This window comes from Pseudoalteromonas sp. APC 3358, from assembly GCF_030408075.1.
GTDB classification, from domain to species: Bacteria; Pseudomonadota; Gammaproteobacteria; order Enterobacterales; family Alteromonadaceae; genus Pseudoalteromonas; species Pseudoalteromonas arctica.
Window position 1 is genome coordinate 286,128 of sequence record NZ_JASDCE010000003.1, and the last position, 15,197, is coordinate 301,324.

The window sequence follows — 15,197 nt, forward strand, 5'->3', positions numbered from 1 at the left end:
AATACCTCTTACTGCGGGTGCACAAATCGGTAGCCAACCCCATAAACAGACTGAATAACACTTTCAGTTTGTGTCACTTCATCTAGTTTTTTACGCAACTTTTTAATATGGCTATCAATAGTACGATGGCTCACAATACGCTGATCGGCGTACATGGTGTCCATTAAACTATCGCGCGAATAAATACGATTTGGGTTGTTAAACAAAGGTTTAAATAGCTGAAATTCAAAGTTCGTTAGCTCTATGCTGCTTGATTTGTATTTTACGCTGTAGGTGCTCTCGTCGAGCTTCATTGTTGACTCTGTAACATCACTTGCGTTACTTAATCGCCTTAATATAGCTTTAACTCGCGCCACCAGCTCAGCATAACTAAACGGCTTACAAATATAATCATCTGCACCTAACTCAAGTCCAAGCAGCCTATCTATTTCTTCTACTTTTGCCGATACCATAATAATAGGCACATTTGAAAAGCGCCTGATTGCTTTACATAGTTCTATACCACTTTGACCTGGTAGCATTATGTCGAGCAAAATTACACTCGGCCTGTTAATTTCAAGCCAAGGTAATACTTCATTTCCGTGATGTATTTGATGAGTAACAAAATGATGGCTACTTAAAAAGTCACTCATTAAGTTAGCTAGCTTTACTTCATCTTCCACAATCAGTATTTGTTCGCTCATAGAGTTCTCTGTTATTAGTAATCCAAAATTAGGATAAAAATACCATATCAAACAAAGTTCAAGTTACGTATTATTTATCTGAATCAACTAAAGCTAAATAGTTGGTAGCCTAATAATAATAGCAAGACCGCCTAGAGTGGCTTTTTCAGCAGCTATTTCACCATTATGGCCTTTAACTATATGTTGGCAAATAGATAAGCCCAAGCCCGAACCGCCCTCTTGGCGATTACGCGAACTATCTACTCGATATAAATACTCAAACAAATGCGATAAATGCGACTGCTCTACACCTACGCCATTATCTTCAATTATAAGCTCTAAGTAGGTTTGCCCTTTAATGCTTATATTATTAGCCGTTAATGAAATAGTGGTGCATTGTGCATAGTGCACGGCGTTCATTAAAATATTATCGAGCAGCTGCAAAAGGCGTGTTTTATCTGCTTGTACAGTTATGTGTTTAGCGCTATTGAGTAAGTAAATTTTTATATTATGTTGCTCAAGTATAACCTGATATTTTTGCTCAATAGTATTTAATAATAAAGCCATATCAGTAGGTTGCATAGTGTAATGCATACCCCCTAACTCTGCGCTATTGAGCATATGCAAATCATCTATTAAGCGTTTTAAATGCAATGCCTCGTCGTTAGCCGAGTTAATATTTTTTGCATTAGGCTCACGTATTCCAAGTAGCATAGCTTCAAGTTCACCGAGCAAAATACTCATTGGCGTTCTAAGCTCGTGAGAAATATTGGCAAGCCAGCGTTTGCGCACTTGCTCGTCTTTAGCGAGTGTAAATGCAAGGATATTAAAATCTTCGCTTAATTGGCCTAATTCGTCTTTTCGCTCAAGCGTAAGTTTGGTCTCGTAATTACCTTGCGTTAAGCGATGCATACCATTAGCAATTTGCTTTACTGGGCTAACTAAGTGACGAGACAATAAAAAGGTAACTAGCAATGTAAGCAATACAGCGGCTAAAGCAATAAACCATAAGTAGTTAGTTTGCTGCTGTAAAAAATCAAGCTCATAACCATCAACCAAGCTATCTCTTTTAGATACAGCTAAGTAACCCACTGTTTTATCGCCCACTGTAATTGGGGTTGTTATATATTTTAAATCGCTGAGGTATCTACCCACTACTCGCTGCTTATTTTCGTCAAGCAAAGCGTAGTGAGCAATATTTTCAGGTGGTAGGCGGCGCTCTCCCCCTAAACGAATATGATCGGGTGGCGGCCGTCGCATCATTCCCCCTCTGGGGCCTGGACCTTCTGGTGGCCTAGGTAAAAACTGGCTATTTTCTAGCTGCGATTCAATAAGTTTTCTAAAATTTTCGCCATTGCCAACAACACGTTCCCATGAGGGGGTTTTTTCGTATTGCTTTGCAAGTTGCACAACAAGTGGTTCAAGCGCTTTTACTTCTTTTGCATTAACAAAATCAATTACGCCTTGCCCTATACTCCATTGTATAAGTACTACTAGCCCTGCAATAACACTAAAGGTAAAACTAAATAGTATTAAAAAAAGTTTATTATGAATTTTCATTAATGCGTGTTTTCAACCTTGCTAGGAAAGCTTTCAAATCGGTATGTTATAAACTCTTTGGTTTGATCGTTAACATACAGCGTAGCAACTATTTTTTTGCCCTGAGCGGTCCAATACATATGACCATGATTATTTAAAGTAACCGATACGGTATTTATACCACTTTTAAATAAGTTAGCAGGTAAATGCAATGCATGTCCGTAAATTCGCTGTATTTTAACCCCATTAATATACAAATGAGCATGACCTCGTAAAAAGCCCGTGTCATCGTTTGTAGTAACGCTCATCATTTGTTGCATGTTCATTGCGCCCTCAGGAGGCACAGATAAATCATAGCGCTGCGTATCTAAAATTAAGTTATAACCCGACATACTATCTTTTAATAACTTAAGGCTTAATGCCGGAATTGGCGTATCACTTGGCACTGCTATAGGCATATGGCTATGATCCATCATTTCCTGCTGCGCAAAGAGCTTAAAGCTCAATAGCGCAGCAGTAGTTAGGATCAATGCGTATTTAAAATAACGCATAGTTACTCCTTACATTCCCGGTGGTGGACCCATTGTTTCGCCAGTATCACAGCGACCAATTGAATTATCGGCTAATTGACCTTTAAAACGAGGCCCTATTTGATAAGGGAAAGAAGGCTGTAATTTACCATCGCTGTCTAACGTTAGTGTTATATGGTAGTGATAACCCTTGCCATCGTTAGTATCGTGGCCGTTATGCTCATCTAATTGAGCACCGGTTACTGTTTTTTGTGCGTAGTAGAAATCTTCAAAGTAATACCCATCGTCGGCATTTAATGTATTACCAGAGAGCGTCGTTACTTCTGCGCCAATAGCAGGACCTGCATCACTTGTTTGTGTACCTTGGCTAACATCGTATTGATTAATTAAAGTACAGCTTCGCTCACCCTCAGTACCACAACCACCCTCACTTTCTGATGCGCCATAATCACGCATTTCCCAGCCACTTAATGCAAGTTGACCGTTACTTTCATAAGGACCATAAAGCGGATAGCCATCAGCTGCAAACCCATAAATAGGTGAATGCGCATCGCCATCATCTTCGAGTAAATCAGCTAAGCAACTCGTGTAAAAATGGTGATGATATTCTCCGTTAGCAGCATGTCCGCCACACACATCAACATCGTATTGCTCAGCAATGGGCGCTAATGTATACCAAATATTATTACCGTAGCTCATACCATCGCCCCAGTTAAATATACTGGTGCCATTAACCATTAAGCCAACTGTACCTAAACCTGTTTCACAAGTTTCAGTGTCAGATAAATCGGTAGGTGTTATCGGAAAATACGCCTCAACTGTTTGTTCTGTCGGACAACCTGGTCCTGGAGGCCAATAGCCTGCACCGCCTGTGTCATCACAGTTTTCAGTACTGCTGTTATAGCCAATATCTTCACCAAACGAAATGGTTTGCCCTACTGCTGCTGAGGTTACACCGTTATAAAAATCGGTAGCTGCACGCGGGCGGTTATTTAACGCGTCTACTTGGTCTTGTGTAAGCGTTACGTCATATTTAGGAATGTCAGTTGTTTGCACATACATGTATTCAACGTCAGCATCTTCCTCAGTAACAGTAACAACCTCAACTGATTGAACATCTTCAACCACTGCGCCATTGTTTTGTATATAAGTAGAGGTTGTATCGTTGTTAATTAACCAGCTGGTAAGTTTTGCACTATTATCAACTGCACCAGTGTCTGAGCCTGAGTCTGATGAAGCAATAACATTAACTATAACGGTATCTACAACGACATCGTTTGTGCCGTCATCTGCACTGATTTCAAATACAAGTGCTTCATCGGTTAATACCTCAGGTGCAACAAACTCAGTAGACGTTGCAGTACTTGAAGATAAGCTAACGGTAGTGCCTGATGTTTGTGACCAGCTAACAGATACTTCGCCATCATCTTCAACTGTTGAACTTAAATAAACGGTATCGCCCGCATTAACAGTTTGGTCAATACCGGCGTCAACCGTTGGAGCACTATTACTGACCGTTTCGCCGTCTGTTGTAGTACTTGTAGAATCGCTGTTACATGCGCTTAAAGCGATACAAAGCGCGCTTAATGCAAATAACTTAGTTACATTAGAGGCTTTTGTTTTAAAAAGTGTTTTCAATGTTTGAACCTTTACTTTAACGTTTAATAAAACAAAGTTAACAAGTAAAAGTGCAAACAATGTGCACAAACTAAGGAAGAATAAACATAAGACTAGGGCGTGTTGATCTTTGGTGGTTGAATTTGCAGCAGTATGTTTGGTTTTTAGGCAAGGCAGAGCCTATGAAGTGTGGTTATTCCCCATAAATAGGCGATAACGCAGCATAAAGACCAAACATGCGCTGCCCTTTGGGTTCTTTCTAGGGACGATTGACTCTTTGTTGCTCGGTTTTTACTTAGCCCACTAGGTTACAAACCTCGCGCCGCGATTAAATCGCCCCTAGATTGAACAAATTTCAATCCACAAAGATCAACACGCCCTAAATTTGTGGTCGTTTAAGTACAAATTTGTCTTTAGTGGTTGCATAATAATCCCCACCCATTCTACCTACCGCATCTAAAAGTGTTGGGTCAATATAACCGTCAACAAACACCTCATCGTCAACACAAATACCCACTATGTCTAACAACATCATTTGTCCGCCGCCAGGCTCGCTTGAAATAGTAATAACTTCACGTAGCTTACACTCATAGCGTACTTTTGAATCAGCAACACTCGGCACTGCGACCATTTGGCTATCAATTTTAGTTATATTTGCAGCATCAAACTCACTAACATCACTAGGGTAATTAGCACAGCTTTGATTCATTTTTTCAACCTGCTCATGACTCACAATGTTAATCACACATTCTTTAGTCGCTAATAAGTTAATTAATGTATCTTTACTTGGTTTATCGCGTGGATTTACTTGCGTCACACTCAATACTGGTGGGTTACAACTCGCTACTGTAAAAAATGAGTAAGGAGCAATATTAGCCACACCGTCGCTACTTAATGTACTTATCCATGCAATTGGACGAGGGCTGATCCCGCCAACTAAATACGAATAAACATTAAGCTCTTTATTTACAGTTAAATCTAAAAACATACTTTTCCTTTTAATACATTAAAACTAAATCTTAATTCAAGTTAGTTACGTATAGGTTTGGCTTACTCAGTTAAATAACAAGCTAATTTTTATCTCTATTTAAAGCAATAAACAAATTATATGAAAATAAACATCGTGTGGTTTAAACGTGATTTGCGTCTTAGCGATCATCAACCATTAAAAAATGCATTCAGTAATGGCTTACCTACCCTATTACTTTATAACTTTGAGCCATTATTGCTCGAAGATGCACACTACAATGAGCGGCACTGGCGCTTTGTGTATCAATCTGTCGTTGAGTTAAATAAGCAACTAGCGCGCTTTAATGCCTGTGTTTATATATTTAATTTAAATATGAGCGACTTACTTGAGTCGTTAAAGACGCAGTTTGAAATAGTTAATATTTTTAGCCATCAAGAAATAGGCTTAAACAACACCTTTGAGCGCGATAAAGCAATAAAAGCATGGTGCCAGCATAACCATATTAACTGGCAAGAGTCGCAAACAGGCGCGGTTATTCGCGGCAAAAAAAATCGTAATAATTGGAACGAACGCTGGCAGCAAACAATGCAAGCACCTATTGCAGTTCCTAATTGGAAGAGTATAAAAACAATTACCCTCAATAACTACCAAACACCTGAGCTACCAAGCGCTTACACGCAAGATCACGACAGCTTTCAACAAGGTGGCCCGCTGCATGCCCGAACTGTAATGCAGAGCTTTTTTGCCGAGCGCGGTAAAGGTTATCAAAAAGGAATATCGAGCCCAAGTTTAAGCCAAACTCATTGCTCCCGACTTTCGCCGTACCTAGCATGGGGGAATATTAGCCTTAGGCAAGTGTATCAAATGGCCATTGATGAATATCATTCAAAACACCCTGACAAAAGAGGCTGGAAGCGCCCGCTTGCTGCGTTTGTATCGCGCTTGCATTGGCACTGCCACTTTATGCAAAAGTTTGAGAGCGAATGTTCTATGGAGTTTTTAGCCCTTAATCCGGGTTATCATGTATTTCCGTATCGTGATGATGAACATGTTAAAAACGATATTGAACGCTGGGCGCAAGGTCAAACAGGTATTCCCATTATTGACGCTTGCATGCGCTGCTTAAAAGCCACCGGCTATATAAACTTTAGAATGCGCGCCATGCTTGTAAGCTTTGTCACGCATCATTTAAATATAAGCTGGCAGCAAGCAAGCTTTCCTCTCGCTAATTACTTTTTAGATTTTGAGCCCGGAATTCACTACCCGCAAATTCAAATGCAAGCCTCGGTAACAGGCATTAACACCATTAGGCACTATAACCCAATTAAACAATCAGAAGATCAAGACCCAACAGGTTCGTTTATTAAAAAGTGGTGCCCCGAGCTTGAAAAACTCCCTATTGAATATTTACACCAACCTTGGGAGCAAACTCCGATGGAAGCACTCTTTAACGACTTTAAATTAGGGGAGGATTATCCCGAACCCATGCTTGATTTAACAGCAGCCTCAAAAGAAGCACGCGAACGCTTATGGCAATACCGTGAGCGAGCCGATGTTAAACGCGCCATAGGGAGGATTCTTAAAAAGCACGTTGGGGGTACTCAAAAAGTTACTCGAACAAAAAGTAAAACGGATGCTAAAAGTAACAGCAAGGCTAAGTAAGCATGGCGCACAAAAAACTAAACTTACCTCAAAAAATATGCCCTATTTGTAATAAACCTTTTACGTGGCGTAAAAAATGGCAGCGCGACTGGGATAACGTTATTTATTGTTCAGAGCGCTGTAAGCGAAATAAACAGGGATAACAATTAACTGGCGTCTATTTTGCAACATCATCAGTAATTAATGCTTTTAAGGCTTTATATAAGTTTATTTTGTAAATAACGCTTAGCTAACCTGAAAAGCTTACACTCAAGCAAGGAGAAGATGATGACGATTAAAAAAACGGCTAGTTCAACATGGTCTGGCGATATTAAAACAGGCAAAGGTAGCATATCAACTCAAAGTGGCGCGCTTGATAAACAACCTTATGGTTTTAATACCCGCTTTGAAGATAAGGCAGGCTCAAACCCTGAAGAATTAGTAGGTGCAGCTCACAGTGCATGTTTTAGTATGGCACTTTCGCTTGCATTAGGTGATGCAGGCTTTACCGCAGATAAAATTGATACTAAAGCCACTGTAAGCCTTGATGAAGTAGATGACGGTTTTTCAGTAACGCATATTGCCCTTGAGGTAAAAGCGCGTATTGATGATATTCAAAACGAGCAGTTTCAAGCCTTATGTGAGCAAACCAAAAAGAGCTGCCCTATTTCCAAGCTCTTAAATACCGAAATATCACTAGATGCGACACTTCAATCAGCATTTTAAATATTTAGACTTAACTATTTAGACTTAACTATTTAGACTTAACTATTTAGACTTAACTGTTTAGACTTAACTGTTTAGACAGTTCCTTACTAAGCAAGCCAAGTAATTACTTGGCTTGCTTAGTATAAAGAAGTATTTTTAGGTTTATTCCTACTCAAAGTACTTACTACAAGCCCTATTCCCATCCCAATTGCTGGCCATACTACCCACATATAACTAGGCGAAGTTAGTAAATTTATAACGCTTAGCAAAGTTAAAATAAGTAAATATCCTTTAATTTTTTTGCCTAATGTCACTGTATTGCTCATTTATATTCTCCAAGTAATGTATGTCGCTATTATTGTTTTAATAAGCAGCGTACACACCTGCTAAATGTCACTAAGTGATCTGACATTAGTCATCACTTTTCATTTAATTACATAGTTATTTATTATGTATAAAAACATAAAAAACAATACTTTAATCTATTTGTGTTAGAATCTAATCTCAACTAACCTAAACAAATAAACATAAAAGGATGAGCTAAATGAGCGAAAAATCAAAAGATTGCGAAAAAGTTACGTGTAGTAACTGTGCTGACGCTAACGATCTCGAATTTGATTTTTCTATGGCTTTTCAACCGATTATAAACTGTAAAACTAATCTTATTTATGGCTATGAGGCACTAGTTAGGGGTTTAAATGGCGAGTCTGCTTATTCAATCATTTCAAAAGTGAATGAAGACAACCGCTATGCATTTGATCAGCTTTGCCGCATTAAAGCCATTCAACTAGCCTCAAAGCTGGGCATAACATCAATGCTAAGCATTAACTTTTTACCTAATGCTATTTATAAACCAGAGCGATGTATACGCACCACACTAGAAGCGGCAAAAAAGTATAACTTCCCAATTCAAAATATTATGTTTGAATTTACTGAAGTTGAAAAAATAGAAGACACCGCACACATTAAACGCATTGTTGATTACTATCAGTCTCTCGGATTTAAAACCGCCACTGATGACTTTGGTGCAGGTTATTCTGGTTTAAATCTGCTGGCTGACTTTCAAACAGATATTATCAAGCTGGATATGGCGCTAATACGCGATATAAGCAACGACAAAAAACGCCAATTAATAGTAACTCATTGCTTAAATATGTTTCGCGATTTAAATATTATCGCACTGGCTGAAGGGATTGAAACAGTAGAAGAATATACATGGCTTAAAAACGCAGGTGTTGAGCTTATGCAAGGGTATTTATTTGCCAAACCAAGCTTTGAAAACTTGCCTGAGGTAACCTACGTTTTTAATTAGGAAAATCTACAATACCCAAACACTTTATTACAATCATTTAATTGCCTTATAAAACCTCATAAATATAATACCCATTCTAGTAACAAATTTACTTAATTATAAGAAGGGATACTTATGCGCTTTTTAATGCCACTCACTTTACTCGCACTTAGCTGTACAGCGTCTGCAAACGTCGAGCAGTCAGAATCAAAACAATGGTTTAACTCTATAAACTACGCAAAAATTGATTCTGATTATTACAGTGATGATGTGTACGGGTTATCAACTCACTATTACTTTGAGGAACAGCAAAACTCAGGTGTGTGGGATGATTATGGCTACTTGGATACAGATAGTAATATAGGCTTAAATTATTTTAATTCAGATGGTTATAGTGGAAAAGGTATTTTTGGAGAAGGCTTTTACGGCAATGCTTTTGCAACTTTTGAACTACCTAATATTGGTGATGCCGACAACTATTCACTTGGTTTAGGTTACTTATTTGCTGATTCACTAAAAGTATCTGTTCGTATGTTAGATTATGAATATAGCGATACAGTTTATTTATTTAAAGCTCAATATAATCATGAAATTAATGACACCGACTACATTGGTTTTACTGTTGAAACAGATGATGAAACAGAGTCATGGGACCTATCATCACGTTACTTTGCCCATCTTTACGACGACAGTTATTTTGCTATAAATGTTGACTACCTAGATGTTGGCGACGACTCAGTTTTTAATGTGCTCGCAAACTATTACTTTAATAAACATGTTGCAGTCGGTATTGGCTCAAACGACTCTGATTTAGTTATTGAAGGTAAGTACTTTATTAATGATAGCTACTACTTCACAGCTAATTACACTGATAATGATAACTATGATGTATATAATCTTAGCTTTGTAGCCCAATTTTAATAAACACAAAAAAGCCGCCTTGCTGGGTCAGCCCAGTTAACCAAGGCGGCATTTTCTAAACAACTATAACTTACATATTACCTAGCTCTATCATCATTGCTGTGTACATACGTAAATTAAGCTTAAGTTGCTCAATGGTCATAAATTCATGCTCTGAGTGACCTGTGTAGCGTTTACCTGGCATTGAAGGACCAAACGATACCGCGTTATCAAACAGCTTTGCGTTAGTGCCACCACCAATTGATACAAAGTCAGCTTTTTCGTCGCCCGTAAAATGCTTGAAAATATCAAGCAGCTTTTGTGCATGCGGCGCGCTATCAAGCAGCATAGGTGTGCCAATAATTGTTTCTATGTTGGCAAGCGTTACATTGTTAGTGGCTTGCCAATTAGCGAGCGCATCATCAATTTGCTTTTGTAATACAGCTTCGTCTTTACCCATAGGGCGACGTGCATTTACAGCAAGTGTTAGCGCATTACCATCGCGCTCTATAACGGTTGGTGCCACTGTCATCGGGCCCATAAAGTCGTGCTTGTAAGCTATTTCGCCAAACTGTTTACCATGAATATCTAAACCAATTAACTGATTCACAAAGTCGATTAGCTCGCCGTCACTGTTATTTTCAAGCTCCACGCCTTTAAATAACTCAGCTAAATACGCAATCGCATTTGTACCCGACTCCGGCTCTGATGAATGCGCCGACATACCTTTAACACTTATTGCTAAGGCATCATTTTGCTCACTAAAGTTAAACTCAACTTTATTTAATGTTTTGGCTTTTGCTTTTAATGTATTAATAAGTGCAGCGTCTGCATTGTGAAGTACTAAGCTGGCGTCTTCTGGAATTTGGCTTCTAAATGCACCGCCAGTTACATCCTTTACATATAAACCCGTTTGTGGCGATGTTGCATTAAAGGTAGGAGCAATTAAGCTCCAGCCTTTCTCGGCAACCACTACAGGATATGATGCATCAATCGTTACTGCATATTTTGGTTGCTCATACGTTTTCATAAATTTAGTTAGCGGACCCCAATCAGACTCCTCAGCAAGATAAATCATCAGCTCAATACGGTTATTAAGCGTTATGCCTTTATCTTTAATTGCTTTCATGGCGTAAAGCGCTGTCGCTATTGCGCCTTTATCATCCTCAGTACCACGACCAACTAATTTACCAGGTTCAGACGTATCAATAATAAAAGGGCTTTGTTTCCATTTGCTAGCATTAGCAGGTTGCACGTCGCCGTGCGTTACTACCGTTACTTTTTCGCTTTGCTCGCCCATTCCAATTAAAACGGTGTAGCCTAAATCTTGGTAGTCAAAACCAAGCTCTGCGGCTTTCATTTTTAAAAGTGCTTTAAAGCCAATAAAATCGGGATTTTGAGGGGCTGTAATGTCGCTTTTATTAACGGTCGGAAAAGCCACTAAGTTAGTTAGTGTGTGTATTTGAGCATTTTGGTAGGTATTTACTGCGTAATCGGCAACGCTATCAATATTTTTATTTAACTGTGCATGAGCACCAAACGCAAATAAAGCAATACTGGCTAAAGCTAACTTTTTCAAAACAATTCCCATTTAATTAATAACTAAGAGCGGTAATTATAACGCTATGAAGCGCTTACTTATAGCTCTTTACGCTAAACACACAAGTAACTTAAGCTGAATATTTATATAGCAGCTTTTATGAGGATGACTGTATAATGCGCGACTTAAAATTAACAGGGTATTTAATTGTGAACCGTCGTAAAAAAATCGTCACTAAATTTCAAAAGAAAGATAAACGCACTAACGCTAAACTACATAAAAGCAACAAACCTGGTTATGTGTCAAAAGCTGAGCGCGAAAAACTAGCTGAACAAGAAAGTAATGAGCCAGAGGCAACCCAAGAGTAACTTTACGCTACCCGTTGCTTTGATAATTTAAAGTGGCAAAAGTACCGAGCACTTACATAACCAACTACTGCCGTGGCAACTATAAGTTCAAACGTAGCTAAGTAATTAACTGTATCTACATATGGCATTGCGAGGTTTATACTTTGCATCCAGTCTTTCATTTTAAATAATCCAGTTGCCCCAATAACCATTGGAAATGTAAAAGCAGCGTAGCTCGGCGTAAAAGGCCTGCGTAATAACTTTATAAATAACACATAAACAATCAGTGTTTTTATTATCGCTAATATAAATAATGCCCCCACTATAAAGAGTGATGGATTAGCTACAATATGAAAATACCCCGCTAATGTTAAACTGGCAGGCGCTGCTAAAATGGCAAGTGTTGGCTGTATTTCGTAGTCACTTTTTAATGCTAATAAAAAGCGATAAAACATAATTGGCAGCATAATACTGTACGTTGATATACCAATCACCAGTGCGCTATAAGCTAACCATGCTAATGTCGGATTTCCCGAAAAAGTAACATCTGCAATAATTATCCCCACTGGCGGCACAAACCAGCTGGGCGCCATATCCTCAAAGTTAAACTTTTTTGCTCGCTGGTATAAAAAACTCACCAAAAATGTGAGATGCAGCACAAAAGCTAAAACCCACATAATGTCGCCAGCTAATGAATTAAATTGCCCAACTGAGTTTGAAATAACAAGATTAGCCATTGCAAATGTAGGGATCACACTTCCTGCAACTGGGTGTGCTAAATCGGCTTTTAATAAATGAGGGTGTAGTAAAAACTTAGCAGCCAAAAGTAAAACTAATACGCCAGCTAGTACCGCTCCCAAAAATTGCCCTTGGGAGTTTAAATTAAAAACGTTTTCCCATGTCCATCCCATACTAGCAATACCCAAAGCTAAACCGGCCATAGCTGTTGGCGCACCCATCACTTTATTTTTAAATTGCTTAAACACTGTATTTCCTAATTATTGGGTGATGAACAAGTTACTGCTTTTTACTGCATTGCCTTAAAATAACGCTGTAAAATTAATACAAGCGTGCTTAATAGAACGCTTTTTGCGTACAAATATTTCATAAAAATAAGTTTACGGCTTAATTATTAAAGCGCAAAAAAAGCCATAACGTGGTTATGGCTTTTGCTTTATTTTAAATTTGAATATGAGGTTAATTAGAACGCGTAACTAACGCTTACATTAAATGAACGACCCTGCCCAGCAAGTTGTTCGAACCCGTTGCTGCTATCTTGTTTAAGTGCCGCAATACTTACACCCCCTAGCGGAAGTTGGTAGTACTCATCAAACACGTTACTCACTTCAGCACTTAGCGTTAATGAATCCCATGTGGCTTTAGAGCTTAAATTAACCAGGCTGTAGCTGTCTGTTTGGTTTTCAAAACGATCATTATCTACACGGTTTTTAGTATCGACCCACTGCCAAGATAACGCATTTTCAAATCGACCTATTTGCTGGCTAATACCTAGCTGAGTTTGCAGTGGTTTAATTTGATAAAGTGGCTGATTAGTATCGTCGCGCTTGCCTCTCGTATTAGCAACATTAGCGTGTAACTGCCAGTTACCTAAATCCTTAGATTCATAAATATTGGCTGTTAAATCTATTTTTGCACCATACAAAATAGCATCTACATTAGTAAACTGAAAAATGTTACGCGCAGTGTTGTCCAAGTCATAACTATTGAAGCTTCTTACAATATCAGCATCAATATAGTCACTCACATCGGTATACCAAACATTGGTGCTTAACCGCCAACCATCATCTTTAGCCTGCTTAATATAAGTAGCACTTATTGTATGCGCTGTTTCAACGTCTAAATCAGGGTTACCAATATAACCATTACCATCGCCATACCAACCAATCATGGTGGTTGCCATGGTGCTTACACCCCAACTGTATCGCTCGTATAAATTAGGCGCTCGGTTTTTACGGGCAAGACCAAATTGCAGCTCATCATAATTTGTTATTTGGTAGTTAATTAATAAGTTAGCATCAACTATGGTGTCGGTGTTATCTCTGTCGCCAGCATTAAAGTTCTGTGCAGCGATGGTATTATCTGTAGACGTATCGCTCATGGTCATACTTTCCATACTACCCATGTCGCTCATATCGTCCATATCCATCATACTCATGTCATCGTTGTAAGATTGAACCTCTCCAACGTGGGTATTAATACTTTCAATACGTACGCCTGCGTTTAACCATAATTTTGTATTTATTTGGCTCTCAAATTCTGCAAATGCCGCTATGCGCTCTCGTTTACCGTTATTTACATTTACGTAATCGTCTGGTCCCATCATGGTTGAGCCTTCAATACCTGGCCACCAATCATCAATACTGTAATTGTAATATTCTTGACCGAGTAAAATACTGCTGTTTTTATCAAGCGCGATACGCCATTTAAGCTGCGTACTTATATCTTGTGCATCGGTTTTCATTCGCATCATGCCTGTTTTTTCTTGGCTGAAAAAACCCATTTCGTGCTTTACGCTATGCCAGTTAACTTGCCCTTCAAGCTCGCTGTTTTCAAAGGAGCGTTTGTATTGAGCTATTGCACCGTAGCTGGTGTTATCGGTCATATCCATATACTGATTTGCAAATCCCTGATACGGGATTTTTTGATGCGTTAGCTTTATAACTAATTGCTGTTTATCATCGCGCATAGCTGCGGTTAAACTATGATTTTGTGCTCGATACAATGTATCTAATACTACATCGCCGTTACCGTCTTCATAACTATCTGCGTCACTAAACGAACCCTGATAATTAAGGCTAAACGTGTCACTTGCTAAACGTGCACCAACGCCAAGTTTACGTCCGTTATCAACGCTACTGTACTTCGCTGACACATAACCTGAGTGCCAACCTAATTCATTGCTATCGCTATACTGTGGTGAAATAGAATTAACGCTTATTACACCGGCAATATTATCGCCGCCCGCGCTTACTGGCGACACGCCTGCAACCACATTGTAAGACGTAATTTGATTAGCCGAGATATACGAAAGTGGCGGGTTCATATGATTAGCGCATGCAGCGGTTACATCTGCACCATCAACTAACACTTTAACTCTGTCGCCCATTAAACCATTTAAAATAGGGAGGTTAGATACGCCGCCCGCCGCAGAAAAATCGACACCTAAATCACTTAATAACGATTCTGACGAACCAAGTGCTAAATGCTTATTTTGAGCATGTCCGTGTACTTCAATCACTTCTAAAGGCGTATCGTCGGCAAATGCAAAAGGAGATAGCACACCGCTAATAAAAAGTGCGACAGGAGTTAGTAAATATGTTTTTTGAGTTTTGCTTTTATAAACCATTGTTAATTTATGCCACTGTAATAATTGGCGTAATTATAGTGTGAGTTGCAAAAGCAAAAGCGCGACATATTGTCGCACTTTATCA

Annotated in this window: 15 protein-coding genes; 6 read left to right on the plus strand and 9 right to left on the minus strand. The window is 38.9% G+C overall.

The features are described 5' to 3' along the window. Positions 1–8: 8 nt before the first annotated feature. The 5 genes from QL995_RS06440 to QL995_RS06460 all read right to left on the minus strand — a co-directional run bounded on the left by QL995_RS06440 (position 9) and on the right by QL995_RS06460 (position 5,336). On the minus strand, positions 9–683 hold the full coding sequence (locus QL995_RS06440) for a response regulator (protein WP_101217776.1): 675 nt from the start codon (positions 681–683) through the stop codon (positions 9–11). A gap of 93 nt (positions 684–776) precedes the next feature. Next, entirely contained in the window at positions 777–2,222 is a 1,446-nt protein-coding gene (locus QL995_RS06445) for an ATP-binding protein (RefSeq protein ID WP_197153127.1), read from the minus strand. After that, positions 2,222–2,752, minus strand: a complete 531-nt coding sequence (locus tag QL995_RS06450; protein WP_024610943.1) for a hypothetical protein — start codon at positions 2,750–2,752, stop codon at positions 2,222–2,224. The genes QL995_RS06445 and QL995_RS06450 overlap by 1 nt, the downstream gene beginning before the upstream one ends. 9 nt (positions 2,753–2,761) lie before the next feature. Then, complete coding sequence (locus QL995_RS06455; protein ID WP_290293776.1) at positions 2,762–4,429, minus strand: YHYH protein; 1,668 nt, start codon at positions 4,427–4,429, stop codon at positions 2,762–2,764. Between the two features lie 298 nt (positions 4,430–4,727). Continuing rightward, the gene (locus QL995_RS06460; protein WP_007581267.1) at positions 4,728–5,336 is read right to left on the minus strand and encodes a flavin reductase family protein; all 609 of its coding nucleotides are present in this window, start codon (positions 5,334–5,336) and stop codon (positions 4,728–4,730) included. A 120-nt stretch (positions 5,337–5,456) separates the two neighbouring features. On the opposite strand from QL995_RS06460, the gene QL995_RS06465 reads away from it, so the two are divergent. The 3 genes from QL995_RS06465 to QL995_RS06475 all read left to right on the plus strand — a co-directional run bounded on the left by QL995_RS06465 (position 5,457) and on the right by QL995_RS06475 (position 7,685). Further along, positions 5,457–6,980, plus strand: coding sequence for a deoxyribodipyrimidine photo-lyase (locus QL995_RS06465; protein WP_290293778.1), 1,524 nt, complete (start codon positions 5,457–5,459; stop codon positions 6,978–6,980). 2 nt (positions 6,981–6,982) lie between these two features. Next, positions 6,983–7,123: a DUF2256 domain-containing protein gene (locus tag QL995_RS06470; protein WP_002958154.1), complete on the plus strand. Its 141-nt coding sequence runs from the start codon at positions 6,983–6,985 to the stop codon at positions 7,121–7,123. Between the two features lie 124 nt (positions 7,124–7,247). Then, positions 7,248–7,685, plus strand: a complete 438-nt coding sequence (locus QL995_RS06475) for an OsmC family protein (protein WP_007581262.1) — start codon at positions 7,248–7,250, stop codon at positions 7,683–7,685. Between the two features lie 119 nt (positions 7,686–7,804). Here the strand turns inward: QL995_RS06475 and QL995_RS06480 are convergent, their stop codons facing one another. Beyond that, complete coding sequence (locus tag QL995_RS06480) at positions 7,805–7,993, minus strand: 2TM domain-containing protein (RefSeq protein WP_165726429.1); 189 nt, start codon at positions 7,991–7,993, stop codon at positions 7,805–7,807. A gap of 218 nt (positions 7,994–8,211) precedes the next feature. On the opposite strand from QL995_RS06480, the gene QL995_RS06485 reads away from it, so the two are divergent. Both QL995_RS06485 and QL995_RS06490 read left to right on the plus strand, forming a co-directional pair. Beyond that, entirely contained in the window at positions 8,212–8,979 is a 768-nt protein-coding gene (locus tag QL995_RS06485; RefSeq protein WP_007581257.1) for an EAL domain-containing protein, read from the plus strand. A 114-nt stretch (positions 8,980–9,093) separates the two neighbouring features. Beyond that, on the plus strand, positions 9,094–9,879 hold the full coding sequence (locus QL995_RS06490) for a putative porin (RefSeq protein ID WP_007581254.1): 786 nt from the start codon (positions 9,094–9,096) through the stop codon (positions 9,877–9,879). Positions 9,880–9,949: 70 nt separating this feature from the next. On the opposite strand, the gene QL995_RS06495 is transcribed toward QL995_RS06490, so the two are convergent. Next, positions 9,950–11,437 carry a dipeptidase gene (locus QL995_RS06495; protein WP_290293779.1) on the minus strand — a complete coding sequence of 496 codons (1,488 nt, stop codon included), beginning with the start codon at positions 11,435–11,437 and terminating at the stop codon, positions 9,950–9,952. Positions 11,438–11,574: 137 nt separating this feature from the next. Between QL995_RS06495 and QL995_RS06500 the strand changes: the two genes are divergently transcribed. Beyond that, positions 11,575–11,766, plus strand: coding sequence for a DUF2986 domain-containing protein (locus QL995_RS06500; protein ID WP_290293781.1), 192 nt, complete (start codon positions 11,575–11,577; stop codon positions 11,764–11,766). Positions 11,767–11,768: 2 nt separating this feature from the next. Here the strand turns inward: QL995_RS06500 and QL995_RS06505 are convergent, their stop codons facing one another. Together QL995_RS06505 and QL995_RS06510 are read right to left on the minus strand one after the other, a co-directional pair. Further along, complete coding sequence (locus QL995_RS06505) at positions 11,769–12,731, minus strand: TDT family transporter (protein ID WP_290293782.1); 963 nt, start codon at positions 12,729–12,731, stop codon at positions 11,769–11,771. A 215-nt stretch (positions 12,732–12,946) separates the two neighbouring features. Next, a complete protein-coding gene (locus QL995_RS06510) occupies positions 12,947–15,112 on the minus strand; it encodes a TonB-dependent receptor (RefSeq protein WP_290293783.1) in 2,166 nt (721 codons plus the stop codon). Between the last annotated feature and the right edge of the window lie 85 nt (positions 15,113–15,197).